This is a genomic window from Pseudomonas sp. B21-015 (assembly GCF_024749285.1).
Taxonomy (GTDB): domain Bacteria; phylum Pseudomonadota; class Gammaproteobacteria; order Pseudomonadales; family Pseudomonadaceae; genus Aquipseudomonas.
Window position 1 is genome coordinate 1 of record NZ_CP087196.1, and the last position, 26633, is coordinate 26633.

General features: G+C 58.3%; 20 protein-coding genes and 3 pseudogenes. 18 read left to right on the plus strand and 5 right to left on the minus strand.

The window, feature by feature from the left end:
• From dnaA to gyrB, 4 genes are read left to right on the plus strand one after another with little or no spacing between them, the layout of a single operon-like run.
• Positions 1-1521, plus strand: coding sequence for a chromosomal replication initiator protein DnaA (gene dnaA / locus LOY38_RS00005; protein WP_258698328.1), 1521 nt, complete (start codon positions 1-3; stop codon positions 1519-1521).
• 39 nt (positions 1522-1560) lie between these two features.
• Positions 1561-2664: a DNA polymerase III subunit beta gene (gene dnaN, locus LOY38_RS00010; protein WP_007903001.1), complete on the plus strand. Its 1104-nt coding sequence runs from the start codon at positions 1561-1563 to the stop codon at positions 2662-2664.
• A gap of 20 nt (positions 2665-2684) precedes the next feature.
• On the plus strand, positions 2685-3788 hold the full coding sequence (gene recF / locus LOY38_RS00015; RefSeq protein WP_008007898.1) for a DNA replication/repair protein RecF: 1104 nt from the start codon (positions 2685-2687) through the stop codon (positions 3786-3788).
• Between the two features lie 5 nt (positions 3789-3793).
• The gene (gene gyrB / locus LOY38_RS00020) at positions 3794-6211 is read left to right on the plus strand and encodes a DNA topoisomerase (ATP-hydrolyzing) subunit B (protein WP_258698329.1); all 2418 of its coding nucleotides are present in this window, start codon (positions 3794-3796) and stop codon (positions 6209-6211) included.
• 300 nt (positions 6212-6511) lie between these two features.
• Here gyrB and LOY38_RS00025 read toward each other — a convergent pair.
• Positions 6512-7027, minus strand: a pseudogene (locus LOY38_RS00025) (ATP-binding protein); the annotation flags it as partial.
• Positions 7005-7568: pseudogene (gene istA / locus LOY38_RS00030) on the minus strand (IS21 family transposase); the annotation flags it as partial. The pseudogenes istA and LOY38_RS00025, both read right to left, overlap by 23 nt.
• A 359-nt stretch (positions 7569-7927) precedes the next feature.
• Here istA and LOY38_RS00035 point away from each other — a divergent pair.
• From LOY38_RS00035 to LOY38_RS00070, 8 genes are all read left to right on the plus strand, one after another.
• A complete protein-coding gene (locus LOY38_RS00035; protein WP_047601845.1) occupies positions 7928-8443 on the plus strand; it encodes an Hcp family type VI secretion system effector in 516 nt (171 codons plus the stop codon).
• Between the two features lie 108 nt (positions 8444-8551).
• Positions 8552-11305 carry a type VI secretion system Vgr family protein gene (locus LOY38_RS00040; RefSeq protein WP_258698330.1) on the plus strand — a complete coding sequence of 918 codons (2754 nt, stop codon included), beginning with the start codon at positions 8552-8554 and terminating at the stop codon, positions 11303-11305.
• Positions 11298-11912 (plus strand): hypothetical protein, encoded by a 615-nt coding sequence (locus LOY38_RS00045; RefSeq protein WP_258698331.1) that lies wholly within the window; start codon positions 11298-11300, stop codon positions 11910-11912. The genes LOY38_RS00040 and LOY38_RS00045 overlap by 8 nt, the downstream gene beginning before the upstream one ends.
• The gene (locus LOY38_RS00050) at positions 11909-12646 is read left to right on the plus strand and encodes a hypothetical protein (RefSeq protein ID WP_258698332.1); all 738 of its coding nucleotides are present in this window, start codon (positions 11909-11911) and stop codon (positions 12644-12646) included. Before LOY38_RS00045 ends, LOY38_RS00050 begins: the two co-directional genes overlap by 4 nt.
• A gap of 64 nt (positions 12647-12710) precedes the next feature.
• A complete protein-coding gene (locus LOY38_RS00055; RefSeq protein ID WP_258698333.1) occupies positions 12711-12854 on the plus strand; it encodes a hypothetical protein in 144 nt (47 codons plus the stop codon).
• Positions 12847-14994 carry a DUF3274 domain-containing protein gene (locus LOY38_RS00060; RefSeq protein ID WP_258698334.1) on the plus strand — a complete coding sequence of 716 codons (2148 nt, stop codon included), beginning with the start codon at positions 12847-12849 and terminating at the stop codon, positions 14992-14994. The genes LOY38_RS00055 and LOY38_RS00060 overlap by 8 nt, the downstream gene beginning before the upstream one ends.
• Positions 14994-16577, plus strand: coding sequence for a DUF2875 family protein (locus LOY38_RS00065; RefSeq protein ID WP_309475865.1), 1584 nt, complete (start codon positions 14994-14996; stop codon positions 16575-16577). The genes LOY38_RS00060 and LOY38_RS00065 overlap by 1 nt, the downstream gene beginning before the upstream one ends.
• 13 nt (positions 16578-16590) lie before the next feature.
• Complete coding sequence (locus LOY38_RS00070; protein ID WP_054048120.1) at positions 16591-16851, plus strand: PAAR domain-containing protein; 261 nt, start codon at positions 16591-16593, stop codon at positions 16849-16851.
• A 51-nt stretch (positions 16852-16902) separates the two neighbouring features.
• On the opposite strand, the gene LOY38_RS00075 is transcribed toward LOY38_RS00070, so the two are convergent.
• Positions 16903-18363, minus strand: coding sequence for a fatty acid desaturase (locus tag LOY38_RS00075; protein ID WP_258698336.1), 1461 nt, complete (start codon positions 18361-18363; stop codon positions 16903-16905).
• A 184-nt stretch (positions 18364-18547) separates the two neighbouring features.
• Here LOY38_RS00075 and LOY38_RS00080 point away from each other — a divergent pair, with 184 nt between their 5' ends.
• Positions 18548-19267, plus strand: a complete 720-nt coding sequence (locus tag LOY38_RS00080) for a hypothetical protein (RefSeq protein WP_408980551.1) — start codon at positions 18548-18550, stop codon at positions 19265-19267.
• The gene (locus tag LOY38_RS00085) at positions 19261-20376 is read left to right on the plus strand and encodes a hypothetical protein (protein ID WP_258698337.1); all 1116 of its coding nucleotides are present in this window, start codon (positions 19261-19263) and stop codon (positions 20374-20376) included. The genes LOY38_RS00080 and LOY38_RS00085 overlap by 7 nt, the downstream gene beginning before the upstream one ends.
• Here LOY38_RS00085 and LOY38_RS00090 read toward each other — a convergent pair.
• Positions 20364-21275 (minus strand): hypothetical protein, encoded by a 912-nt coding sequence (locus LOY38_RS00090; RefSeq protein ID WP_258698338.1) that lies wholly within the window; start codon positions 21273-21275, stop codon positions 20364-20366. The genes LOY38_RS00085 and LOY38_RS00090 overlap by 13 nt on opposite strands.
• Positions 21272-22150, minus strand: coding sequence for a metal-dependent hydrolase (locus LOY38_RS00095; RefSeq protein ID WP_258698339.1), 879 nt, complete (start codon positions 22148-22150; stop codon positions 21272-21274). Before LOY38_RS00095 ends, LOY38_RS00090 begins: the two co-directional genes overlap by 4 nt.
• A gap of 106 nt (positions 22151-22256) precedes the next feature.
• Between LOY38_RS00095 and LOY38_RS00100 the strand changes: the two genes are divergently transcribed.
• From LOY38_RS00100 to LOY38_RS00115, 4 genes and pseudogenes are all read left to right on the plus strand, one after another.
• The gene (locus LOY38_RS00100) at positions 22257-23186 is read left to right on the plus strand and encodes a fatty acid desaturase (RefSeq protein WP_258698340.1); all 930 of its coding nucleotides are present in this window, start codon (positions 22257-22259) and stop codon (positions 23184-23186) included.
• Entirely contained in the window at positions 23186-24787 is a 1602-nt protein-coding gene (locus LOY38_RS00105) for a GH3 auxin-responsive promoter family protein (RefSeq protein ID WP_258698341.1), read from the plus strand. The genes LOY38_RS00100 and LOY38_RS00105 overlap by 1 nt, the downstream gene beginning before the upstream one ends.
• Entirely contained in the window at positions 24772-25857 is a 1086-nt protein-coding gene (locus LOY38_RS00110; RefSeq protein ID WP_258698342.1) for an aromatic ring-hydroxylating dioxygenase subunit alpha, read from the plus strand. The genes LOY38_RS00105 and LOY38_RS00110 overlap by 16 nt, the downstream gene beginning before the upstream one ends.
• 217 nt (positions 25858-26074) lie before the next feature.
• Positions 26075-26342, plus strand: a pseudogene (locus LOY38_RS00115) (transposase); the annotation flags it as partial.
• Positions 26343-26633: the final 291 nt, after the last annotated feature.

Genomic DNA, 26633 nt, shown 5'->3' on the forward strand with positions numbered 1-26633 from the left:
GTGTCAGTGGAACTTTGGCAGCAGTGCGTGGAGCTTTTGCGCGATGAGCTGCCTGCCCAACAATTCAACACTTGGATCCGTCCACTACAGGTCGAAGCCGAAGGCGACGAGCTGCGTGTCTACGCACCGAATCGTTTTGTTCTCGACTGGGTCAATGAAAAGTACCTGGGCCGCGTCCTTGAACTGCTGGATGAGCATGGCAATGGCATGGCGCCGGCGCTTTCCTTATTAATAGGCAGCAAACGCAGTTCGGCACCGCGGGCGGCACCCAATGCTCCGTTGGCCGCTGCGGCGTCCCAGGCTCAGGCTGCTACCACACCGGTCAGCGCTCCAGCCCCTGCTCCGGCGGCGGCACCGACCAAGCGTTCGACACAAAAAGTCGCCGAGGTCAGTGAAGAGCCGTCCCGCGACAGCTTCGACCCAATGGCCGGCGCCAGTTCGCAACAGGCCCCGGTTCGTTCCGAACAACGCACGGTGCAGGTCGAAGGCGCGCTCAAGCACACCAGCTACCTGAACCGCACTTTCACCTTCGAGAACTTCGTCGAAGGCAAGTCCAACCAACTGGCCCGAGCTGCGGCCTGGCAGGTGGCGGACAACCCGAAGCACGGTTACAACCCGCTCTTCCTTTATGGTGGCGTCGGCTTGGGTAAAACCCACTTGATGCACGCTGTGGGTAACCACCTGTTAAAGAAGAATCCGAATGCCAAGGTCGTGTACCTGCATTCCGAGCGTTTCGTCGCGGACATGGTCAAGGCCTTGCAGCTGAATGCGATCAACGAGTTCAAGCGCTTCTACCGTTCGGTGGATGCGTTGCTGATCGATGACATTCAGTTCTTCGCCCGCAAGGAACGTTCCCAGGAAGAGTTTTTCCACACCTTCAACGCCCTGCTCGAAGGTGGCCAGCAGGTCATTCTCACCAGTGACCGCTATCCGAAAGAAATCGAAGGCCTTGAAGAACGCCTAAAATCCCGCTTTGGCTGGGGCCTGACGGTTGCCGTCGAGCCGCCGGAGTTGGAAACCCGCGTAGCGATCCTGATGAAAAAGGCCGACCAGGCCAAAGTCGATCTGCCACACGACGCGGCATTCTTCATCGCCCAGCGTATTCGCTCCAACGTCCGCGAGCTGGAAGGCGCGCTCAAACGCGTGATCGCCCACTCGCACTTCATGGGCCGCGACATCACCATCGAGCTGATCCGCGAATCCTTGAAAGACTTGTTGGCGCTGCAAGACAAACTGGTCTCTGTGGATAACATTCAGCGCACCGTCGCCGAGTATTACAAGATCAAAATCTCCGACCTGCTGTCCAAGCGTCGTTCACGCTCGGTAGCACGTCCGCGTCAGGTCGCCATGGCGTTGTCCAAGGAATTGACCAACCACAGCCTGCCGGAAATCGGCGATGTGTTTGGCGGCCGCGACCACACGACTGTTTTGCACGCCTGCCGCAAGATCAACGAGCTTAAGGAATCCGACGCGGACATCCGCGAGGACTATAAGAACCTGCTGCGTACACTGACCACTTGATGAACACCAGCGCAGCTTATTAAGGCAAGGGACTAGACCATGCATTTCACCATTCAACGCGAAGCCCTGTTGAAACCCCTGCAACTGGTCGCAGGCGTCGTCGAGCGCCGACAGACCTTGCCGGTACTCTCCAACGTGCTGCTGGTTGTCGAAGGCCAGCAACTGTCGCTGACCGGTACCGACCTGGAAGTCGAGCTGGTCGGTCGTGTGCAACTCGAAGAGCCTGCGGACCCGGGCTCCATCACTGTGCCTGCGCGCAAGCTGATGGACATCTGCAAGAGCTTGCCGAACGATGCGCTGATCGACATCAAGGTCGACGAGCAGAAACTCGTGGTGAAGGCTGGCCGTAGCCGCTTCACCCTGTCGACCCTGCCGGCCAACGACTTCCCGACGGTAGAAGAAGGCCCGGGTTCGCTGACCTGCAGCCTTGAGCAAAGCAAACTGCGTCGTCTGATCGAACGCACCAGCTTCGCCATGGCCCAGCAGGACGTGCGTTATTACCTCAACGGCATGCTGCTGGAAGTCTCGGCAGGTATCATTCGCGCCGTGGCGACCGACGGTCACCGCCTGGCCATGTGCTCGATGCAGGCCGATATCGGTCAGCCTGATCGTCATCAAGTGATCGTGCCACGCAAAGGTATTCTGGAACTGGCGCGTCTGCTGACCGAACCGGACGGCAACGTCAGCATTGTGCTGGGCCAGCACCACATCCGTGCCACCACCGGCGAGTTCACCTTCACCTCGAAACTGGTCGACGGTAAATTCCCTGACTACGAACGTGTTCTGCCTAAAGGCGGCGACAAGCTGGTGCTCGGCGATCGCCAGGCCCTGCGTGAAGCGTTCAGCCGTACCGCGATTCTGTCCAACGAGAAGTACCGTGGCATCCGTCTGCAACTGGCTAATGGTCAGCTGAAGATCCAGGCGAACAACCCGGAACAGGAAGAAGCGGAAGAAGAAGTGGGCGTTGAGTACAACGGCGGCTCCCTGGAAATCGGCTTCAACGTGAGCTATTTGCTCGACGTATTGGGCGTGATGACCACCGAGCAGGTTCGTCTGATCCTGTCTGACTCCAACAGCAGTGCGCTGGTGCAGGAGTCCGACAACGACGACTCGGCCTACGTTGTCATGCCGATGCGTCTGTAATCATGCTCAGCAGAAGCTAGATGTCCTTAAGTCGCGTCTCGGTCACCGCGGTGCGCAATCTGCACCCGGTGACCTTCTCCCCCTCCCCCCGAATCAATATTCTTTACGGCGCCAACGGCAGCGGCAAAACCAGTGTTCTGGAAGCCATTCATCTGCTGGGGCTTGCCCGTTCGTTTCGTAGTAGCCGTCTGTTGCCCGTTATTCAGTACGAGCAATTGGCGTGTACGGTGTTTGGCCAGGTCGAACTGGCCGAGGGCGGGCACAGTGCATTGGGGATATCTCGCGACCGCCAGGGTGAGTTCCAGATTCGCATTGACGGGCAGAACGCCCGTAGCGCGGCGCAACTGGCGGAGATCCTGCCGTTACAGCTGATCAACCCGGACAGCTTCCGCTTGCTGGAAGGCGCACCGAAGATTCGCCGGCAGTTTCTCGATTGGGGTGTGTTCCACGTGGAACCGCGATTCATGTCCACGTGGCAGCGCTTGCAGAAGGCCTTGCGCCAGAGAAACTCTTGGCTGCGGCATGGTACACTTGACGCCGTTTCGCAAGCGGTTTGGGACAGGGAACTGTGCCAGGCCAGCGCTGAAATAGATGAATACCGCCGCGCTTACATCAAAGCCTTGAAACCAGTCTTTGAACAGACCTTGAGCGAACTGGTTGAGCTTGAGGGCTTAACCCTCAGCTATTACCGAGGTTGGGACAAAGACCGGGAGTTGAGTGCAGTGCTCGCCGGGTCCCTTCAGCGGGATCAGCAAATGGGTCATACCCAGGCCGGACCACAACGTGCTGATTTGCGTCTCAGATTGGGCGCACATAACGCCGCGGACATCTTGTCCCGTGGTCAGCAGAAGTTGGTGGTCTGCGCATTGCGGATTGCCCAGGGGCACTTGGTTAGTCAGGCCCGACGCGGCCAGTGTATTTATCTGGTGGATGACCTGCCGTCCGAACTGGACGAGCACCACCGTCGCGCGCTTTGCCGCTTGCTGGAAGACTTACGCTGCCAGGTCTTTATCACCTGTGTAGATCACGAATTATTGAGGGAAGGCTGGCAGACGGAAACGCCAGTCGCTCTGTTCCACGTGGAACAGGGCCGTATCACCCAGACCCACGACCATCGGGAGTGAAGGCATTGAGCGAAGAAAATACGTACGACTCAACGAGCATTAAAGTGCTGAAAGGCCTGGATGCCGTACGCAAACGTCCCGGTATGTACATTGGTGACACCGACGATGGCAGCGGTCTGCACCACATGGTGTTCGAGGTGGTCGATAACTCGATCGACGAAGCTTTGGCCGGCCACTGCGACGACATCAGCATCATCATCCACCCGGATGAATCCATCACCGTTCGCGACAACGGTCGTGGTATTCCGGTAGACGTGCACAAAGAAGAAGGCGTCTCGGCGGCCGAGGTCATCATGACCGTGCTGCACGCCGGTGGTAAGTTCGACGACAACTCCTACAAGGTCTCCGGCGGTCTGCACGGTGTAGGTGTCTCGGTTGTGAACGCCCTGTCCGAAGAACTGATTCTGACCGTTCGCCGTAGCGGCAAGATCTGGGAACAGACTTACGTCCACGGTGTTCCGCAAGAGCCGATGAAAATCGTTGGCGACAGCGAATCCACCGGTACCCAGATTCACTTCAAGCCTTCGGCTGACACCTTCAAGAACATCCACTTCAGCTGGGACATCCTGGCCAAGCGGATTCGCGAACTGTCCTTCCTCAACTCTGGTGTCGGCATCGTCCTCAAGGACGAGCGCAGCGGCAAGGAAGAGTTGTTCAAGTACGAAGGTGGTCTGCGTGCGTTCGTTGAATACCTGAATACCAACAAGACTGCGGTCAACCAGGTGTTCCATTTCAACATCCAGCGTGAAGACGGCATCGGCGTGGAAATCGCCTTGCAGTGGAACGACAGCTTCAACGAGAACCTGTTGTGCTTCACCAACAACATTCCACAGCGCGACGGCGGCACTCACCTGGTGGGTTTCCGTTCGGCACTGACGCGTAACCTGAACACCTACATCGAAGCTGAAGGTCTGGCGAAGAAGCACAAAGTTGCCACCACCGGTGACGATGCTCGCGAAGGTCTGACGGCGATTATTTCGGTGAAGGTGCCGGATCCGAAGTTCAGCTCCCAGACCAAAGACAAGCTGGTGTCTTCCGAAGTGAAGACCGCGGTCGAACAGGAAATGGGCAAGTACTTCTCCGACTTCCTGCTGGAAAACCCAAACGAAGCCAAATTGGTCGTCGGCAAGATGATCGATGCCGCGCGTGCCCGTGAAGCAGCACGTAAGGCTCGTGAGATGACCCGCCGCAAAGGCGCGCTGGACATAGCCGGCCTGCCGGGCAAACTGGCTGACTGCCAGGAAAAAGACCCTGCACTCTCCGAACTGTACCTCGTGGAAGGTGACTCTGCTGGCGGCTCCGCCAAGCAGGGACGTAACCGCAAGACCCAGGCCATCCTGCCGCTGAAGGGCAAGATCCTGAACGTCGAGAAGGCGCGCTTCGACAAGATGATCTCTTCGCAAGAAGTGGGCACCTTGATCACCGCGCTAGGCTGCGGCATCGGTCGCGACGAGTACAACATCGAGAAACTGCGTTACCACAACATCATCATCATGACCGATGCTGACGTCGACGGTTCGCACATCCGCACCCTGCTGCTGACCTTCTTCTTCCGTCAGTTGCCGGAGCTGATCGAGCGTGGCTACATCTACATCGCTCAGCCACCGCTGTACAAGGTCAAGAAAGGCAAGCAAGAGCAATACATCAAAGACGACGACGCCATGGAAGAGTACATGACGCAGTCGGCCCTGGAAGATGCGAGCTTGCACTTGAACGAGGAAGCCCCGGGTATCTCCGGTGAGGCCCTCGAGCGTCTGGTGAATGACTTCCGTCTGGTGATGAAGACTCTCAAGCGCCTGTCGCGCCTGTACCCACAGGAACTGACCGAGCACTTCATCTACCTGCCGGCCGTCAGCATGGAGCAACTGTCCGATCACGCAGCGATGCAGAATTGGCTGGCTCAGTACGAAGTTCGCCTGCGTACCGTCGAGAAGTCCGGTCTGGTTTACAAAGCCAGCCTGCGTGAAGACCGTGAGCGTAACGTCTGGCTGCCAGAGGTCGAACTGATCTCCCACGGCCTGTCGAACTACGTCACCTTCAACCGCGACTTCTTCGGCAGCAACGATTACAAGACAGTCGTCTCCCTGGGCGCTCAACTGAGCACCTTGCTGGACGATGGTGCTTATATTCAACGCGGCGAGCGCAAGAAAGCCGTCACCGAGTTCAAGGAAGCCCTTGAATGGTTGATGGCCGAAAGCACCAAGCGTCATACCATCCAGCGATACAAAGGTCTGGGTGAGATGAACCCGGATCAGCTGTGGGAAACCACCATGGACCCAGGTTCGCGCCGCATGCTCAAAGTGACCATCGAAGACGCCATTGGCGCAGACCAGATCTTCAACACCCTGATGGGTGATGCGGTCGAACCTCGCCGTGACTTCATCGAAAGCAACGCTCTGGCGGTGTCCAACCTGGACTTCTGATCCGGCTGTAGGTTCACATTTTAGTTGATCATTTTCACAAATAGATGATCGACGGACTCAGATACAAAAAGGCCAATTCACTGAATTGGCCTTTTTTATTGTCGCGAAAATTCGATTTCTGCCCTGCTGCTTGTTGGCGCTGATTGAAAACTGACCCACCCTGCCGATTGACAATTGACCCAGGGCGGATTGCTGTTTTTTGTCCCAGCAATTGTGAATAAGCTTAGCAGCAGTGTCCCGGTTGAACGGTCATCAAGCCCCACCGCATAAAGGCATGCGGCAGGGTGTTTATGGTGCAGATCAAAACGGTTCATCGTCCTCGATACCATCTTCGTCCTTGCGCTTTCGTTCACGTGATTTGATCTTTGTTTGCGCGGCCAGCGTGCTGTGTTGCAGGCGGTAGGACTCGTTGCCCGTTTCGACGATGTGGCAATGGTGTGTCAACCGATCCAGCAACGCTGTGGTCATCTTGGCGTCGCCGAACACACTCGACCATTCCGAGAAGCTGAGGTTGGTCGTGATCACAATGCTGGTGTGCTCGTACAGCTTGGGCAGCAGGTGAAATAACAGCGCGCCGCCGCTCTGTCTGAAGGACAAATACCCCAGTTCATCGAGTATCACCAGGCCTGTCCGAAGCAGCCCTTGAGAGATTCGGCCACTTTTGCGGTCGTGCTTTTCACGCTCCAGCAGATTGACCAGATCCACTGTGGAAAAGAAGCGCACGAGTTTGTTATGGGTCGTGATTCCGGACACGGCCAGGGCGCTGGCCAAATGTGTTTTGCCGGTTCCGGGCCCGCCGATGAACACCACATTCTGCCACCGTCAGCCCGTTGTACTGCGGATGCACCAGCTCGCTCCAAAGTGCACGACAGCGTTGGCCGAGCCAGGCATTCAATTCTTCGAAGGTGTGAAACATGCAGTCTTGAGCGTCGAGCCAGATGCGTCGTCTGCTTTCTTGCACGTTCTTTTCAACGATACCTTTTTCCCAGCCCGAGGCGACATTGCAGAAGTCCGGATCGAACAGGTAGTGCGCGCGCATCACGGAAAGCCGGGCATTGACCGTGCGGCCTTTGCCCTTGTTAACCTTGTCGACAGCCGTTTTCATGTTGTCGTAGATGCCGCGACGTGGCACCCCACCTAACGCACCGAACGAGCGCGTATGGGCATCGAACAGCATCTCGTGGCCATGGCTGGGATACGCAACCAACCAGAACGCGCGACTGGCGCACAGCTTCATGTGGGAGACCTGAATGCGTCGGAACAGGCCGCCGATCAGCAGACCTTCTTCGCTCCAGTCAAATTGAGAAACCTCACCAAGTGCAAACGTCAGCAGTACAAAGGCACGTAACGATTTGCCGGGTCAGTTTTCGGTCAGCGGCAACATGATTCCTTGCGAGTCGAAAAAGTGGCGTTTTGCTACTGTGCGCAAGAAGTTGCGCAGTACCCCCGTAAATAATGACTCCTAAAACCTCCAGATGCCTTACAGAGCGCGGCCTGTAGCCAAGTGCGCAACTTCTTGCGCAGTACTGCGCAAGAAGTTGCGCACTTTTCAAAGGAATTCATCGAGTTCGGTGCTCTCAAACACTCAAGATCAATATAAACCACTGATTTACATGTGTTTTATTTTCTATGGCACGTTCCTTGATAACAGGCAGGCACCCACCGGGCGATTTCGCCTCCGGGGCACCCTAAATTTATCCGCAAGGAGAGCATCCCATGGCAACACCAGCGTACATGTCGGTTACCGGCGAAAAACAAGGCCTGATCACTGCCGGCGCCTTCACCGCCGACTCCGTGGGCAACACCTACCAGGAAGGCCACGAAGACCAGGTTATGGTTCAGGCGTTCAGCCACGACGTGATCATCCCGCGTGACCCGCAATCCGGTCAGCCAACCGGTCAGCGCGTTCACAAGCCAGTTGTGATCACCAAGGTCTACGACAAGGCTTCGCCTCTGCTGCAAGCTGCTCTGACCTCCGGCGAGCGCATGAGCGAAATCGTTATCCAGTGGTACCGTACTTCTGCTCAAGGTACTCAAGAGCACTACTACACCACCAAGCTGGAAGACGCGATCATCGTCGCCATCAACAACAAGATGCACAACTGCCAGGATCCAGGCAACTCGCACTTCACCCACCTGGAAGAAGTGCAGTTCACCTACCGCAAAATCACCTGGACCCACGAAGTATCCGGTACTTCGGGTTCCGATGACTGGCGTGCTCCAGTCGTTTAATCTCGGCTGACCGTTACAAACATCGGCCAGCTCTGCTGGCCGATGCGATTTATGCCTTGCAGAGTTGATGTGCGGACTCTCTTTCTCACCTGACCAAGGAACAGTTAAATGCGTCAAAGGGATTTGAAGTTCACGTTTTCCGTGTTGTCAGGGCAGATGGAGTTCGAGGTCGTAGAGTTCACGCTGGAGGAGGCCATCTGTGAGCCTTTTCGACTCACGATCGAGTTGGCCAGCCACAACCCGAACATTGATTTCGGCAAGGTGCTCGATCAGCCCTCATTACTCACGATCTGGCAAGGCGGCAAGGCTGTGCGTCATGTCCACGGGCTGGTGTCCAGTTTCACTCAATGTAAAACCGGCTTCCGCCGGACACGTTATCGCGCGGTGGTTGAACCGCAACTCGCCCGACTGGCCTTGAGTTCCAACTGGCGTATTTTTCAGCAGAAAAACGTGCCGGACATCATCAAGTCAGTGTTGAGCGAGCACGGCATACTCGACTATCAGCAACACATCAACAGCGAACATTTGCCGCGCGAATACTGTACGCAGGTCGGCGACACGGACCTCTACCTGTTCGATCGGCTGTCCAGTGAAGAAGGCTTGTTCTATTTCTTCAAATGCAACGAAAGCACTCACACGCTGATCCAGGGTGACAAACTCTATGTACAGGAGCGTATTCAAGGTGCTCCGGTGCTGTACACCACTGAACCAGCAGCGGATGCCACGCAGCCCGTGCTCTATGCGTTCAGTTACACCGAAAACGTCCGCACGGCCAAGCAGACGCAACGCGATTACACCTTCAAACGCCCTACTTTCGACCAGCAGCAGAACTTCGCCGGCGATGACTTGCAACATCAGACTCCGAACTATGAACGCTACGATTATCCGGGTCGCTACAAGGCCGCTGCTGCCGGTAAACCCTTCACCCAGAATCGCTTGCTGGGGCGCCGTGGCGACGCGCGAATTGCCGTTGTCGAAGGCGACGATCCGCGTCTGATCCCGGGTTTCTCTTTCCAGCTCACCGGCCATCCCCGGGAAGATTTCAATCGTTGGTGGCGATCGCTGAGGATTACTCATAAGGGCATCCAGCACGCCAGTCAGGAGGAAGAATCCGCCGGTGCCGATGTCGGCGTGAGCTATGACTTTGTCGCCGAGATCGTTTCCGAAGAAACCGAATGGCGTACCCCGCCGCAGCCCAAACCGATTGTTGACGGGCCGCAGATTGCGACGGTGACCGGGCCAGACGGGGAAGAGATTTACACGGATGAATTTGGCCGGGTAAAAGTCCAGTTCCCATGGGACAGAGAAGGAAAAAACAACGAATTCAGTTCCTGCTGGGTGCGCGTGGCGCAGAACTGGGCGGGCGCGAACTGGGGCCATATGGCGATTCCGCGGATTGGCCAGGAGGTCATCGTCGATTACCTCGACGGCGATTGCGATCAGCCGATCATCACAGGCCGCACGTACCGGGCGACGAACATGCCGCCTTACCAACTGCCCAATCACAAAATTCTCAGCACCATCAAAAGCAAGGAATACAAGGGCACTCGGGCCAACGAACTGCGCATTGATGACACCACCAAGCAGATCAGTGCCGCGTTGATGAGTGATCACGGCAGCACCGCATTGCATCTGGGTTACCTGACGCATCCACGGCCGAGCGGCGGTGAACCGCGTGGCGAAGGTTTTGAGTTGCGCACCGATGAACACGGCGCGTTGCGAGCAGCCAAAGGCCTGCTGCTGAGTACCGAGGAGCAAATGAACGCCAGCGGCGGTCACCTCAATCGCGCCTCTGTCGTACAGGTACTGGAAGCGGCGTTGAAGCTAGCCAAGGACTTGGGCGATTACGCCCAGGACAACCAGGGTGTAGGCCATGACAAGGCGCCGCAGAAGACGCTCAGCGATGCGGTTCGCGACCTGGGCAACGGCGCGAACGACGAATCGGGCAAGGGCAATGGTGGCAATCCGGCGATTGCCGTGAGCGGTGAAGCCGGTATTGCCGCGGCGTCGCCCAAGAGCATCACGGTGGCGGCGGGTGAGCACATCGACACCATTGCCCAGCAGAATCAGCAACAGACCTCGGGGCAAAAGTTTGTGCTCAATGCCGGGACCGACCTGGGGATGTTTGCCCACAGCGGCGAAATGCGCCAGATCACCCATCAGGGCCCGATGCTGTTGCAGGCGCAGAAGAACAACATTCGCCTGGAAGCGGATCAGAGTGTGGAAGTCAGCGCGAGCAACCAGCATGTGCTGGTGTCGGCCAAAGAGCACATCACTCTGATGTGTGGCGGGGCCTACATCACCATCAAGGGCGGCAATATCGAACTGGGCATGCCCGGCAACCTGATCGTCAAAGCGGCCAAACACAGCCTGCTCGGCGCCACTAGCCTGGAAGCGGAACTGCCCAAATTCAAAGTCGGCGCTACCCAGCGACGCTTTATGCTCAAGCAGATTGACGGGACGTCGGCGATGCCCAACATGCCGTACAAAATCACCCTGTCCAATGGCGAAGTGGTCGAAGGAGTGACCGATGCTCAGGGCGCCACGCAGTTGTTGCAGAAAGATGTGATGAGCATTGCCAACGTGGCCATGCTAAAGCCGCCCTCCCCCGCAGCCGCGGGTGCAGCGGCAGGCGGTGCGGGGGCTGCTGCCAGTGTTGCCAGTGCCGATGATGAGGCGGAGGAAATTGTGCAGTTCTTTGAATTCAAGGATGACAAAGGTGGACCCGCGCCGCACCACTTCAAGGTGATGTCCGCCGGGGAAGTCGTGGCCGAGGGTTCCGGTGAGCGCACGCCGGAATTCCCTTCCGACATGGAGCTGGAACTGGAATCGTGGCCGGTGAAGGAGAAACAAAATGCCTGAAGTCCTGACAGCGCAGGTGCGCAAGCTCGCGGCCATCGGATACGGTGAAGCCTCGACGGACAACAACCCGCAGGAAGTCCGCGCTATTTGCTTTACGGTGACCAACCGCATGCGCGCGTGGGAGCTTGCCGACGTCGACAGCCTGCTCAAGGAGACCGGGGACAGTTATATCGTTGCAGCGCAGGGGAAGAATGCCCGTTACAACCAACTCATGGCGGCTTCGGAAGCGGCCATCAATGCCGATCCGAACATGCGCTCGGCAGTGGAGAGTGCGCGGGATGCTCTCGCCCAGCGCGGCAATGACCCCTCCAATGGTGCTTACTGGTGGGATGGCATCGATATCAAGGATTCGACCAACCCCCGACACTCATCCGGGTTCCACTACGGTTCTCCTTCGCACAACATCTTCGGTGTTGCGCAAGTCTCGAAGCCGGAGAAAATCACCTATTGGACGCAGTTCAACAAAAAGACCAACACAATGGTAAATACCCGCGAGCGGGGTCGTTATACCCACATATACCGGTCCACCGCCGCCATCGGCAAAACGATCTTCTGGACCTCCAATCCGGAGTACATCAAGGCAACCGGCGCCAAGGAATATCGATGAGCAAACTCACCCGTTGTCTGAGCCTGTTACTCGGCGCGAGCCTGTCCTTTCTGGCGCAGGCAGCTCCGGTACAGTTCACCGATTACCGTGCGTTCTATCGGTCGCTGGGAGACAACTTGTTCGCCGGAGACGGCAGCGAGCTGGCCAGGCCCTGCTCGGAATCGCCAAGGCATTGCCTGTGGGTCAACGCCATGCGCCCGGCGTTTGAACGTTTTGAGGATGCGCAGTGGAGCGCGCCCGACGACCTGAAGCTCAACCCGCCCAAAGGCACACCCATCATTGTCTTTGACGGAGAGGCTCTGACGGTCGGCAAACAACGTTGGCCGCTGCGCGAGGCGGTCAACTTCGCCTCGCCGCAATGGCCCGTCGGTGATCCCATCGATCCGGAAAACGTGGCGACCGCCACGGCCTGGCGCCAAGGCGCCTCAACGTGCCTGGAATTGCATTACGTCAGCAGTGGCTATGGTAGTCGCTACCCCCTGGTGTTGCTGGTACACGACCAGCATCTATATGCGTTACCGCGACTTTTCTCCTCTTGCCTGGCCATTCGCAAGGCGCCCGGCAATCAGTTCAGCTATCCGGAAAACGCCTACCTGGGGGCGGAGCTGGAAAACAATCCGACCGGGCTGAAAGTGGATTACCGGGTACCCAATGCCAAAAAACCAGTGGCGCAGTACCTGTTGCACTTCCCGAATCAGGGAGACCCCTTCGTATTTGAGGCGCAGCGCCAATAGGCATCAGCGGACAAATCCGTCATGACCTTGCCGCGTGCAAGGGTCATCATCTGAGGGGAACAAAATGAAGGTCAGAGACTCACTACGTCTGCTCGTCACGACACCGGCCCACCTGCGTCGGGGAGCAGCCGCCAACCCGGCCAGGCGCTCGACCCCACGCGTCGAGACCAATGGGGTATTTTTCAAGGAGGAAATGGGCGATGACTGATGCTACCCAGCCGAAAAAAATCTGTTCCAGCCAATCGATCACCATGCCCAGCGGTGGCGACATCCACCTGATTCCGCCGCCACCGAAGCCCTGTGTGACGATCCTCGTGCACGGCGTCAACGACCTGGCGGGTTGCTACGCACGTATTGAGCAGGGTCTGTGCGAGGGGCTGAACGAACGCCTCGATATGCCACGTACCTTCCCCAACGGCGCGAACAACCCGGGATACCTGTTGCCGGCCAGCTACACCGCTCCCGCCGATGATGACAGCGAAGCCAAGAATCCTGATGCCGTGTACTTCCGCCGCAAGGCCGGAGCATCCAGCAACGGCTGCCAACCACGCAGCGTGGTGGTGCCGTTCTATTGGGGGTTTCGCGAGGAAGAGGCGTTCATTCAGAAAACCGAAGCGCACGGTCAGTGGCTGGACCGAGACGGCAACCGCCTGGACAAGGCCGGCACCAAGGAAGGCGGCCAGTTCGCCAACGCCACCACCAACCTGCCGGATATGTGGGGCAACGGTTTCAACGGCATGCTGCTCGGCTTCATCTCGCTGAACAAAATCGGCGGCACCATGACCCACCCGTTGTTTTCAGCCGCCGGTCGGCGCTACATGGTGCTGGCTGCCATGCGCCTGGCCATGTTGATCAAGATCATTCACAAACGTCATCCGAACGATACGATCAATGTGGTTGGCCACAGTCAGGGCACGCTGCTCACGCTGCTGGCCCATGCATTCCTCAAAGAAGACGGTGCCAAACCCGCCGATGGCGTGGTCATGCTCAACTCACCCTACAGCCTGTTTCAGCCCAATATGGATAAAGTCCAGAAATTGGGCGGTCAGCAAACGACCGGCGCGCGCATCGCCACGCTCAACGGGATCTTGCAATTCATCGCGGGCAGCCCTAATCCGGTGCCGGCCCTGTCGGGCGTCGCCCTGAAAAACAAGCAGGGTTACGGAGCGATTGGCGGGCCTGGCTGGACGGGCACGGCCGCGTGTCAAACCACGATCCGCGGAGAAAAGATCACCTTCAACGAGCGCGACAACCGCGGCTGCACCTTTCTCTACTTCACCCCTCAGGATCAGACGGTTGGCCTCAAGAACGTCCAGGGTATCGGCTGGCAGGGGATCGGCGAAGAGGTCGATGGCCAGCCTGCGCGCAAGATCCTTCCACAACGTTTCCACCAACGCGTATTTACCGTGCGCAAGCGCAACGGCGAGAAAGAACCCGTCGGCAAACACGTTCCTCCCTACGTCTACCTGTTGCGCCAGGACAGCGAGCAACCCTGGGAAGACACCGGCCTGGGCTTCATGGACCGAATACCCGTCGGCAGCCTGGACAAGGGCGCCAGCGTGGTCTTGACCGCGCCTCAATTGCCAGTGCCGGGCGACGTGAACTTTGCCAACGACGGCGTTATCACAGCCCCGGGAGAAGGCTCCAAAAGCGGGGTGTACCAGATGAAGGACAAACTGGACCCTGTCGATGCCTCGATCGGCGTGGCCAATGGCGGCTGGGAGCCGAAAAACCCACGCTACGCCCAGCAGGAGACCCTGGACGAAGCCCTGGCTTTCAAATATGGACAAGACATCCAAAGCGTCGAAAAGGCCCGCAACGAGGGCAAGGAAGCCTCGGAATGCGCCCATGTGTTTGTCGCTCGGGCTCAAGGTAACGGCAAGGTCCTCATCACTCGCGGGGAAACACCTTACGACGCGCGCATACGTCTGCAAGGCGAGAAATACTCGGAAGCTCTGTCTTTCCACTCATCCATTCCCAACAACCCTGAACACAGCCGACAAGTGCTGGCCTATGACGTGGCGATTGGTGCGGGTGAGAGCGTTGATGATGCGACCTTTTATGCGTATCTGTGTCGTGTTGCGGATTGGCGGCTGGATTGTGGGAGCACCCGCGCCAAAGGCAGGGCCCAGGCTGACGCGGAATTACAGAGTGACGGACCGGATGATGATGTGGAGGCGCTTTATCTTCAGGATGAAAACAAACCGATGATCGACGCCACGGCGATCTATCGAAAGAGTGGCAAGCTGCCTGACGCTGTGAAGGATCAAATGCCCGCATTGGTGGCCACGCAGACCCGGACTGAACTAAAGAATGGCGAGCCCATTCGTTTTGGTGGTGTCCCTTGATGCGCGAGCTATTTACGTACCTGTCTTTCACCAGCCTTCTGCTGACCAGTCATCTGGCTCAATCGGCTGAACATTTATTGACGGCTAGCCGTTGCTTTGCCAGCCCGGCTTCGCCCGTGGCTTCCTATACTTCGGCCAAGGAGGCCGCCGCCATGCCTGCTGATACTCGTTACCGCGCCCCTGCCACTTCGCCTCGCCTGGAAACACTCGATGTGCTCAGCATCGGAATGAGCCTTGACGTTTACCGCCAAGGCCAGGCCTGGCAAGCCCTGCAAGAACAAAATGCCAAACAATCCGAAGCCCTGCACGTCGGCAGCATCCTGCCCATGGACCCGAAGAAGTACCCGGTAACCGCCGATGACAAGGATGCCGCCTCTGAGAAGAGGGAGGCAGATGCCTTGGAGTTGGGCTTGCGCGATTTCCTGGAGAAATGGCCCATTCCGACCGTGACCGTGGTTCGTGGCTGGAAACCCGATACACCGAATCTGCGCTTTACGCCTGAAAGAACCCAGAAAAGCCTGTCGGTGATGGTCAATGACCTGCGCGGCCCCGCCGGGTTGCACTGGCATCGCATTCGTAATGTGCAGGACGGGATTGTCTGCAGTGATACCCCCGAAGATTTACTGGAGACGTTGTTCCAGACCTTCGAGCACAATCCCGATCTGCCGGCACTGCTGGTCTACGCCAATGAAGGCTTCAACATGGCCTTGGCGTTGAGCACGAAAGGTAATAAACCCATCGGTCTCGGCACCGGGCCACGACAACCCGGCGAACTCACCGACTCAATGGTCGCCTTGGTCGTCGGCCGTCCCGAGCGCGTCGAATGGCTGCGTTATTACGCCCAGTTCGCGAAGGTGAACGATAACAAGATCGACCCGGAATTCTCCGGTTGGGGCGCACGTAAACCAACGGTGGAGTTCCAACCGTCGGAGTTCATTCCTCAACCATGGACTCAACGCGCTTTCGAGCAATGGGACGCGCTGCCAGTGTTGGCCAAACTGCATCGACCAGTCACCGTGTCGCTGCTACGGCCAGACAACGGAGAACGCCTCAAGCGCGAAGCCTTGACCGTCAAACTGGCCGCAGGCTGGAAAAGCGCTACTGACGGGCTCCCTCAAAAACCGTCTCGAGTGTTCTTTGATGGTGGCTTGAACACCACACCTCTGGCTGAACTGCTGCCGGCGCTCACCGCCGCGCACAGTCCGCTAGACCTGCTCGATTCGCGCGAGAGCTACGATTTGACCCAGCGCTTGGGCGACACTGGCTCGGCGTCTCCGTTCGTCGGTCTCACCCTGGCAACGATGGCCAGTTACCTGAACGCGGACACCAGCGTGGTCATTCCGATGCGCCGCCCGGAGCAGGCAACGATCATTGCCGTGACCTCGCCAACGCCCGGCAAGAAGCCTTCAGGCAATGATCATTTCGGCGTCAACCTGATGCCTCAAACCGCCAGTACCGAGGAACCGCCAGCCGTGCCTTCAGCGCATTCGGCGCCAAAAATGCCGGTCATCGAGCAGGATCACACGCTGGAAGAATTCCTCGCTGACCAGAAACCGAAAACCAACTGGATGGACGATCTCTAAGAGGCCTGCTGACATGGACATCATTCGGCTCGGCGACTCCACCAGTCACGGTGGCACCGTTCTTGAAGCTTTCAACCAGACTGACCTGAACGGCAAACCCATGTCCGGTGTTGGCCATAAGGTGGTTTGCCCGCTGTGCAAAGGGGTTTTCCCTATTACGCAGGGCAGCGCCCTGCTGGATGTCGGCGGCATCGCGGTGGCGCTTCACGGGATGAAAACCGCATGCGGCGCCAGCCTGATTGCCAGCAATCCCAAGGGTGAAGCTGCAAGTTAAAAACGTGGGGCGTTCTTTGCTCCAGCGGTGCTGCCCGGGAAGCAGGCTGGATCAACGGTTCTTGTTCATCCCCGACCAGAGCAGCGAGGGCAGCGTCCGTGAGTCCAGCAACGCGTCATCCGCCGTCACCAGACGCGGGAGAACATGCCAGGGATGGTTGGCACTGCGGTGATGATGCAGGTGCAGATTGATGTGATAAGGCCAAATGAAAAACCGCCCTGCGCACCCGACTTTCCAGGCATATGTCCATTCCCGCCAACCGGGGGTGACGTCAGGTCCGCCACTGTGCTCGGCAATGCTGCGGATTTTCTGCAGAAGGGTGCCCAGCGTGGCCAGTGGCACAAACCAGAAAAACACCATCAGCAAGAGCGTCTGGACGGATGTTTTCCAAGCAATGAAAGATAAAAGGACCAGCCAGATCACACCGGCAGCCAATGCCGGCCGGGTCATCTTCGGTGATGCTCCGCCCGCCGCCTTATAGGCGCGCAAGTTGCGCAGCGTGTTGATCAAGAAAAGATCCCCGAGCAATTGCCGCAGCAACAACTTCCCGCTCAGCGGGCGGAAATCCCAAGGCTGCCGGTGATACAGAAAACGCCGCTCCGGGTCGTTCGCGGTTCCGGTCTGTTGATGATGTTCGAGGTGCAGGGGCCGATAGAATTCCACGGGAACCATTCCTGGCACCCCGATCGCCAGGTTGATCAGAAAGTCGTTGAGCGTGCGATGACGAGTCAAGTGATAGTGCGTCGCGTCGTGGTACAGAATGAACAGCGCATGTTGGCGCGCGGCAATCACCACGAAGGCCACGCCATACAGTCGCCAGTCCCCCACGTACAGCGCGATGCGCAACGTCACGACGATGCACAGCCATTCCAGCAGGATCGCTGCCATGGTGCGCAGATCCACCTTCAGCCGCTTCAACATGACGGTGATCAGGCCCGCTACCCCGCCAATCGCAGCGCCATACACCACGTCGAGCAACACGTGCTGACCAGTCGTCAACACGGTAATCCCCAGCACCACGCTCCACAGACTGAAGAGCCATGCCGCACGGACGCGCAGATAACCGAGGACAACGCTGATGGCCACCGGCAATGCGATATGCCCGCTGGGCGAGGCGGCCAACGGTGAGTCGATCCGGTAAAACCAGTTGAGCCACTGCGACGTGCTGTCCGCACGCTCGATTATAGTCGGCCAGAACAAGTGGCTCAGCAGGCAGGTTCCGGAAGCCACGGCCGCCGCAAAAAAGGCCGGCAACAGCCATTCGCGGCGCCGCCCCAGCAGCACCAGCGCCGGCATGATCAATACATAGCTCAGGTACAGCGGCAAGGTGTAAGGCAGTCGAGCAATGTGCGCATCAAACCCCGTCGGTTGAATCACCCGGACCGCGCCCATCGGGAAGTGTGTGACGAGAAAGTACAGTGCGCCCGTCACGACGGTGTAGATCACCAGCCAACTGAAGGGCCGCGTCACGATCGAGGTATCAAGGTGGTGACTGACAAACGTGGATGACATGAATAAGGCGCCTGATGGGTCAGAACAAACTCAATTTTCCATACCGCCATGAACGGCGATTTCTGCTCGGTTATTCAAGGTTTGCACCGTCAGAAAATGGCAGCGACGAAAGGAAGTCTACGTTGCATTGACCCTTTCAACTCGCCAAACTCCAAACGTCTTGCTTGCGATGCCGAGGATCTCCATGCGTTTGAGCGCTACGTCCGTTGAATGCCGCGATCTGCATCCACATGAAATCGATCGGATGTTCGAGATTTATTCCGCATCCTACTGCGATACCTCCCGTCCGCGATTCGATCAGGATTTCCAGGACAAGACGCACTGCATCGTATTGCGTTGCGCAGATGAGACCATCGTCGGTTTCACCACCCTCAAACGGTATGAGCGCACCTGGTCAGGCCAACCGATCAGGGTGATTTTTTCCGGCGACACCATCATTGACCGCGAACACTGGGGCAGCCAGCAACTGGCATTCGCGTGGATGCGCTTGGCCGGTGAGATCTGGCAGGAGCAGCCGGACGTGCCTCTGTACTGGTTTCTGATCTGCAAGGGTCACCGCACCTACCGTTATCTGGGCGCCATGGCGTTGAATTACGCCCCCCGCGCCGGCGTGGTGACGGATCCTGCGGTGCAGGCGTTGGCGGATTATCTTGCAGTGGAACGTTTCGGCGAGGCCTATGATCCGGCAACGGGCGTGCTGTCTTTCAACGTGCCTCAAGGTCGGTTGACGACGGAACTGGCACAAGTCCCTGCCCCTCACCTGCGCCTGGAAAACGTCGCCTATTTTCTGCAGATGAATCCTCATTACGCGTCGGGCGATGAGCTGGTCTGTCTGTGTGAATTGCACCCTGACAACCTGCGGCCGATGGCGCTGCGTCTGTTTGCCGCGGCGCAACCATGCTGATCCGCCGAGCCAGCGCTGCAGACAATCGGCAACTGCTCGACTTTCAGGCACTGCGGGCCATGCAGGGCGGCTTGCCAATGCGTTTTGATCGAGGACCTGACTATTTTGCGCTGCACCATTGTCATGCCTTGGACCATCGCACCTGGCTCGCCGAGAACGAGGTCGGTGATCTGAAGGGCATTGCCAGCCTGGTGGTGCGCGAGGGTTATCTTCAGGGTGACATTCAGCCCGTGGCCTATCTGGGGGATCTGCGGCTGGTGCCTGATAGGCGTCTGTCGGTGTCGTGGATGGCCGAGGTCAAAGTCCGGCTCGAAGCACTGGCCGATGAAACGGGTGTCCAGCACGCCTATTGCTGTGTCATCCGCGACAACCGTCTCGCCACGCAGTCGCTGCTGGGCGGACGGCGCGCCAATCTGCTCAAGCTTGCGCACTGGCGGGGCTACAGCAACGTAGCCGTGTATGCCCAGCGTGGGTGGCGAAGCACTCCGCGAACGCTGGACAACGTGCGTATCGTACAAGCGCAGCCGTGCCACGCTGATGCGCTGCGCGCATTTCTCGACCGCGAATCGGCAGGTCAGCCCTTCGGCAGCGTTTTCAGTGAAGCGCAGTTTGCACGGCGCCTGGACACCTGGCCGGACTTCGGCCTCTCGTCATTTCTGCTGGCACTGGACGCCCAAGACAATCTGCTGGGCTGTGTCGCGCCTTGGGATGCCGGGCGGATCAAACGGGTGGTGCTTGAAACAATGCCCTTGGCGCACCAGGCCCTTCGCCTCGCGTTCAATACCTGTGCGCCGCTGTTGGGGCGCCCTGCCATTGCCGCGCCCGGCGAGGCATTGCGCGACGTTTACTTGACCCACTTGCACGTACGACAGCGCGACCCGCAGGTCTTTGCAGCACTGCTGGATGCGGCGTGGATGCGCGTTCGCGGTCAGTACGCGTTGATGCAATTGTGTCTGTATGACCATGACCCGCTCTGGATGGCCATGACGCGCTATCGCGTCGTGTCCATTCCAATGGACCTGTACACGGCACCCTGTGTGGGGAGTGCCGCAGCGTTGACGGCGCAAGACGCCGAGTGCATCCCGGGCTTTGAAATCTATCTCGTCTGAGCGCGTCCGTGCACGACAGCCAATAGCGTCAGCCAGAAGCGTGTGGCGTCAAAGCCACCGCCGCCCAGCACCGGTTGACCATGATCGAGCCGGGGCAGACAGATCTGCGGCATACCCTCGATGCGTTGATGATCGAGGTAAAACTGCCCGTCATGAGCCCAACCGGGTCGCCGGGCATTGAGGCGGGCATGATGGGTATCGAGGCGCGAACTGGGGGCAGCGCTCCAACTGACGACGTGCACGCACTGCACGGCGGCGGGCAGGTGTTTGAGCAGGTGGGTAATGCGCGGGTCGCGCAGACTGCTGATATCCCGCGCGCCATCGGCCACCCAAGGGGTTTTCGCCAGCACGCGGCGAACGCGATCGAACGGGTAGTTGATGCTCGACTGCCCTGCGCTACCAGCCAACACGTCATCCATGACCGTCGACGGACCTGTCGGCGGTTGCACCAGCGCCACGCCATCACATGCCTCGCTCAATGCCTTGTTCTGTGCCAATGCCGCGAGCGCGTCGAGACCACCCTTGCTGTGCGCCAATACGACAAATCGTTGCCCTTGCCTGAGTTCGGCCATCAGCACCTTACTGATATGCCGCCCCTGCGTCATGACGCCCCGAGATGAACGCACAGGCATGCGCAGAACCGGATAGCCCAGGCGCCGCAACGTCCGCGCACAATCCTGAAAACAGCCGGGCAACCATTCGGAAAACAGTCCCGCAACCAGTACCACCAACGTGCCTGGGGGAAGGCTGGGCATGGGCTTGTGCCAGGACGCGATAAATTGTTCCGTCCAGTTCAGCCGTGCCTCGGGCGCTGCGAATTCGGTTGCCGGAAAATGCAGTGGCCAGTCGTCAAACCCCTTCGGCGTCCAGGCTTGTGTTGTCGCCGAAAGTCGCTTCATAGTGTGCGCCCAGCATTTTCGTCCAGCGTTTGCCGCGCCGCTTCCAGCGCTTCACGGGTGTCGAGGTGGTTGGGATGAAACCCCGGAATGAACCAGGCCAGCCATCTCGGAAACACACGGGTCAGCGGACCGGGACTTACGAATAACCAGCCGAGCAAACGCAGCCACTCGCGCCCGTTGCGGCGTTGCCCGTCATTACCGGAAAGTCGATAAATGAAGTACATGACATCGACTGCAAAGTAGCCGGTCATGATCAGCATGACCCCGCATCGCATCAGGTATCGCCAGAGCGGATTGCTAACCACCACGCCCAGCACATCGTAGGCGACGGCCTTGTGTTCGGTTTCTTCGATCGCATGCCAGCGCCATAGCATGGCCATCTTTCCATCGGCACCTTTGAGGACCGCGGGATTGCGCAGGAGTTGATCGGAGAGAATCGCGGTGAAATGCTCCAGGCTGGCCGTCATGGCCAGACGCATCGCCGGTGAAAATTTGTTGCCCACCTCCTGACGGCGCAAGAGCAGTTGTTCGAGGGCATCGATAGGTGCGCCTTGTGCCGCGAGTAGCTGGTTATACGAACGATGCTCGCGAATATGCGACGCTTCCTGATAAACGAACGCGTCAACGGCTTCGGCCAGCGCCGGGTCATTTTCGATCGCTTTTCGAAAGTGCACGACACTGTCGATGAAGAGTTTTTCGCCGAGTGGAAACATGATCGACAGGCCATCGAAAAAGCGCGTCACGTGCGGCCAGCCACGATACCAATAGCGAGGAATCTGCTCATCGAGTGCGAAACGCAGGTTGCGCCGGGGGATGTGGGCGCCACCGGATATTGCCGCCGAGCGTCTGGTTAAAAGGCGTTTTAGATACGACATAACGTTTTCTGCGGTTCCTCGTTGCCCCGACGCCTCAGCATTTGATCGTTGGCGAAGTGGTCAGGGCGGTATACTTTTTTGACTCGACCTTTCTCAAGGAGCCCATATGCGCAGTTCCAGTGACATTTCGCAAACGCGTCGTTTCGACGTGGGCAATCTGTGTGTTCTGGCGCTGCAGACGCTGTTTTGGGGCACGACCCTGACGTGGCTTTCCCACACAGAAGCAGGTTGGCTCAAATGGCTGGTGCTCGTTCCGTTCTGCCTGGTCATGCAAGGTGTCTTCTCGATGATGCACGAGTCCTTTCATGGCTTGGCGCACAGTCGCAAATCACTCAACTACTTCGTCATGTGGTGGGCTTCTACCCTTTTTGGCGCCTCGGCCACGCTGATCCATATCAACCATCTGGGGCATCATGTGCGCAATCGCACACGCGCAGAGCTAGCCGACTTCGCGGTCGCGGATGAGTCGCTGTGGCGCAAGCGTATCGAGTACTATTTTGCGGTGCTCGGCGGTATCTGGCTGGCGGCGTTTGTCGGCAGCCTTTTATTGCCGGTGCTGCCGGCCCGCATCACGGACAAGTGGTCGCAAACCGCAGAGGTCAACACTTATGCCGCGGCCTTCAAGGATTTCTCCAGCGCCGACTTCAAACGCATCCGCCTGGAAGTCATTGCCGGCGTCGCCGCGTGGTTATCGATCGGACTCTTGCTGGGATGGACGTGGCATGTTGTGCTCATCGCCTACCTCGCTTTTGCATTTTCCTGGTCGTCGCTGCAGTGGGTGTACCACATGCGCACGCCGCTGGATGTCGTCGAGGGCGCCTATAACATGCGGACCCCGCGTCTGGTGCGCTGGGCGTTTTTGAACTTCAACTACAACCTGACCCATCATCGCCACTCGGCCATGCATTGGCAGCAGATGCATGAAGCCTCCAACCTGAAAGAAACGCGGCCGCTCTGGTATGGCTGGCTGCAGGTTTTTCTGCCGCCCCAGCGGTTACCCGATGACTTGACGCAACTGGACAAGACTTACTTCTGATGAGCGCCCACATGGATGTCAAGCGCGCGCTATGGCAGACCTTTCTGGAACGCGCCAAGCCCACGCTCGATCAATGGCACGCGCAACTTGAGCAACCGCAATCGACGCAAGAGCGGGCATTGCAGCGACTGCTCGAAGCCAATCGTGATTGCGCATTCGGCCGCGCCCACCACTTTGCTCGGCTGCGTGACTCGACGCAGTTTCGCGACAACGTCCCGATCCACACTTACATGCAACTGCAGCCCTGGATCGAGCGCGCGCAAAATGAATCCGAAGCGATTCTGACCTCCTCCCCGCCGCTGTTCTTCGAGCGTACGAGCGGAAACAGCGCGCTGCATAAAGCGATTCCCTATACGCGCGCCTTCCTCGCAGAAATGCACAGCGCGCTGACCGTGTGGCTCGCCGACATGCATCGTCAGGTGCCCGGAATCAGCCACGGATCAAGCTACTGGTCGATGTCGCCGCCCTTGCAAATGCCAGTGGCGGGACCCAATGGCATTTGCATCGGGTCGGCCAGTGATCTGGAGTATTTGCACGGCAGTCATCTGGCCGGTCTGGCAGGGACTTTGTTGATTCCCGAGTTCAGCGGTGCGTTGTCGCAATGGCGCCGACAGACCCTCCTCGCTTTGCTGGCCGATGCCGATCTGAGCTTTATCAGTGTGTGGAGCCCGACCTTCCTGACCAGCCTGTTGCAGCCACTGTTCGACGGCGAAACGCCCGAACATGCGCAGACGTTTGCATGGCTGGAGGCCGCGCTTCCCGCGTCGCGCCAGTCAGCATTGCGCCGAGCGAGATCCCAAGGAGTATGCACCGAATTATGGCCACGACTGGCCGCCGTCAGTTGCTGGATGGAGGGCCCCAGCCGCCACTACTTCACGCAACTGGCCGTGCGTTTTCCGCAAACGCAGTGGCTCCCGAAAAGTCTTTTTGCCACCGAAGGCGTCGTGAGCATTCCATTCGGCGACGGGCCTGGATGCCCGTTGGCGATCGGCAGCCATTATCTGGAATTTCTCTGCGAAGACGGCGCCCTGCGCCATGCTCATTCGTTACGCCTGGGGGAAACGGCGCAGGTCCTGCTGACCACCGGTGGCGGCTTGTACCGCTATGCATTGGGCGATCGGGTCCGCGTCGTCGGCATGTCGGGGGCCACGCCACGGGTCGAGTTCGTGGGACGTGCCACGGGAACCAGTGATCTGGTCGGAGAAAAACTCGATGAGCAAATCGTGCAGAACCTGTTCGACCGATGCCTGGCCACAAAAGGCGCCGCCTGCCTGATCCCCAATGCCTACGCGTCGCCACCGCATTACACGGCGCTGGTTGCGACATCCCGCCACCTTGATGCCAGTGCCTTGGTGCTGACGATCGAGGCGGCACTGTCCGACGCCTTTCATTACTGCCAGGCACGCCGACTCGGGCAACTGGGACCTGTGCAGGTGCGCCTGCTCGACGGCGGTGCTGATCAGCTCGCGCATGTATTGCAGCAGGCGGCGGAGTTGAGCGGCATCCGTGCGGGCGACTTCAAGCCGCGTTCACTTATCAATCGGCTGGAGACAGCCGAAGCCCTTCTCGCTCTTACGGAAAGCTCATGTCGGCACCTTTGAACAATCTTCTTGAGACGCCGGACGATGGCACCCTCGAACAATGGTATGTGGCGTGTGCACAGAAAGAACTGCGCAAAAACAAACCTTACCGGGCGAAGATTCTGGGCCTGAACCTGGTGCTTTTTCGCCAGCGTGACGGCCGGGCAGCGGCGTTGCTCGACCAGTGCGTGCACCGCGGAACGCGCTTATCGGCGGGCAAGATTGCCGACGATTGCCTGGTGTGCCCTTACCACGGCTGGCGCTACGACGCTCAGGGGCAAGTGATGCATATCCCCAGCGTCGGCGATCTGCCGTGTTCCTCGACTTCGCCCGCGTATCGATACCGCCAGCGTCACTTTGCGGTGCAAGAACAGGACGGACTGGTCTGGGTCTACACCGGCACGGGCAACCCGCAGAAAAAACCTGTGTTCAAGCTACCGGTCTACGGCGAAAAACCCTGGCAGTCCTATTTCATGATCAACACGTTCGAGGCCGATGTCGGCAGCCTCGTGCAGAACTTCATGGACGTACCGCACACTGTGTTTGTGCACGAAGGCATCTTCAGATCCAGCACTGGGCGAACAATGGAGGCCACGCTCGCGTGTAAAGCGCAGAGCATTGAAGTGACCTATCACGATGACGGCGACAAGATCGGTTTCCTGAACTGGCTCAGTAATCCCGACGGCGAGCCATTGGTGCACACGGATCGTTTTTTCGCGCCCAACGTCACGCGCTGCGACTACCGCTGGGGCGACTGTTCGGCGTTCTTCATCATCAGCCAGATCACACCCATGGATTCACGACAGTCGCGCGTCTATACCTACATCGCCTACCGCTTCCGGTTACCCCGCTGGGTACTACGCCTGTTGCGTCCGTTCATTCATCTGTACACCCGTATCGTTATTCGTCAGGACGTGAAGATCATTCAGGCGCACCGGCAAGGTCTCGATAATGTAGCGAATTTCAAGCCGTCCAACGTGCAAGCCGATGCCGTGCATATCGGGGTCGATCAGCTACTGGCCGCCGTGAGACGGGGAGAAGCGTTACCTCCGGCACAACGCCGTGAATCCCGGATACGATTTGCGCTCTGAGGGAACCTGATCTATTGGCGCTGATGAGGAGTTGACCCAGTTGCCGAGAAATCGTTGACCTAGGTAGCCTTCAAGGCTATGGCCCTCTGTGCTGGGTATTTACTTATTTAAGTTGGGGCAGTCTTGCCCCAGCAGGTGGGGAAATTCCACATCAGCGCCTACAGGTGGCGAAGTTCGCTGACCACTTGCCGCTGTACCGGCAGGAGAAAATCTTTGGCCGCGCCGGGCTGGCGAGCATGCGCGTGACTTCCTCGGCTCCTGGAACGGCAAGTTGGTGTGCGACGACTTTGCTGGCTACAAAGCCGGGTTCGAGCAAGGCATGACCGAAATCGGCTGCATGGCTCACGCCCGCCGCAAGTTTTTCGATCTGCACGTGGCGAATACGCCAGGAAAAGGCAGCGCCGATAATCAAAACGCTACATGACTGGATGTTGGCCCAGCGCGATCTGGTGCCCAATGGATCTGCAACGGCAAAAGCCTTGGATTGTTGGCGCCGATGCCGAGTTGACCCAGTTGCCGAGATTTCACTGACCCAGTCTGACTCCTCGTGAATCATTGTCTGTGCTCGATTGTTGCAGTTTTGGAGAGGGGGCAGTCTTGCGTCGGCAATTGGGTCAATCCGGGGTCAGCATCAACACGACAATCCTGTCGGACCGAGAGAGCATCTATCTTGTGAGTCCAGTAGGCTTTTCTCATCTTTTCTGTGATTTTCGCGCTTCACACTCACAGAAAAAATGATTTTCTCCCAGCGTTTGCTGGGCCTCCAGAATCATCTA

Excerpts from the sequence above, each read along its gene's own strand:
- dnaN (WP_007903001.1), top strand. The coding sequence starts at position 1,561 with ATGCATTTCACCATTCAACGCGAAGCCCTGTTGAAACCCCTGCAACTG.
- recF (WP_008007898.1), top strand. The coding sequence starts at position 2,685 with ATGTCCTTAAGTCGCGTCTCGGTCACCGCGGTGCGCAATCTGCACCCG.
- LOY38_RS00035 (WP_047601845.1), top strand. The coding sequence starts at position 7,928 with ATGGCAACACCAGCGTACATGTCGGTTACCGGCGAAAAACAAGGCCTG.
- LOY38_RS00040 (WP_258698330.1), top strand. The coding sequence starts at position 8,552 with ATGCGTCAAAGGGATTTGAAGTTCACGTTTTCCGTGTTGTCAGGGCAG.
- LOY38_RS00045 (WP_258698331.1), top strand. The coding sequence starts at position 11,298 with ATGCCTGAAGTCCTGACAGCGCAGGTGCGCAAGCTCGCGGCCATCGGA.
- LOY38_RS00050 (WP_258698332.1), top strand. The coding sequence starts at position 11,909 with ATGAGCAAACTCACCCGTTGTCTGAGCCTGTTACTCGGCGCGAGCCTG.
- LOY38_RS00055 (WP_258698333.1), top strand. The coding sequence starts at position 12,711 with ATGAAGGTCAGAGACTCACTACGTCTGCTCGTCACGACACCGGCCCAC.
- LOY38_RS00060 (WP_258698334.1), top strand. The coding sequence starts at position 12,847 with ATGACTGATGCTACCCAGCCGAAAAAAATCTGTTCCAGCCAATCGATC.
- LOY38_RS00065 (WP_309475865.1), top strand. The coding sequence starts at position 14,994 with ATGCGCGAGCTATTTACGTACCTGTCTTTCACCAGCCTTCTGCTGACC.
- LOY38_RS00070 (WP_054048120.1), top strand. The coding sequence starts at position 16,591 with ATGGACATCATTCGGCTCGGCGACTCCACCAGTCACGGTGGCACCGTT.
- LOY38_RS00075 (WP_258698336.1), bottom strand. The coding sequence starts at position 18,363 with ATGTCATCCACGTTTGTCAGTCACCACCTTGATACCTCGATCGTGACG.
- LOY38_RS00080 (WP_408980551.1), top strand. The coding sequence starts at position 18,548 with ATGCGTTTGAGCGCTACGTCCGTTGAATGCCGCGATCTGCATCCACAT.
- LOY38_RS00085 (WP_258698337.1), top strand. The coding sequence starts at position 19,261 with ATGCTGATCCGCCGAGCCAGCGCTGCAGACAATCGGCAACTGCTCGAC.
- LOY38_RS00090 (WP_258698338.1), bottom strand. The coding sequence starts at position 21,275 with ATGAAGCGACTTTCGGCGACAACACAAGCCTGGACGCCGAAGGGGTTT.
- LOY38_RS00095 (WP_258698339.1), bottom strand. The coding sequence starts at position 22,150 with ATGTCGTATCTAAAACGCCTTTTAACCAGACGCTCGGCGGCAATATCC.
- LOY38_RS00100 (WP_258698340.1), top strand. The coding sequence starts at position 22,257 with ATGCGCAGTTCCAGTGACATTTCGCAAACGCGTCGTTTCGACGTGGGC.
- LOY38_RS00105 (WP_258698341.1), top strand. The coding sequence starts at position 23,186 with ATGAGCGCCCACATGGATGTCAAGCGCGCGCTATGGCAGACCTTTCTG.
- LOY38_RS00110 (WP_258698342.1), top strand. The coding sequence starts at position 24,772 with ATGTCGGCACCTTTGAACAATCTTCTTGAGACGCCGGACGATGGCACC.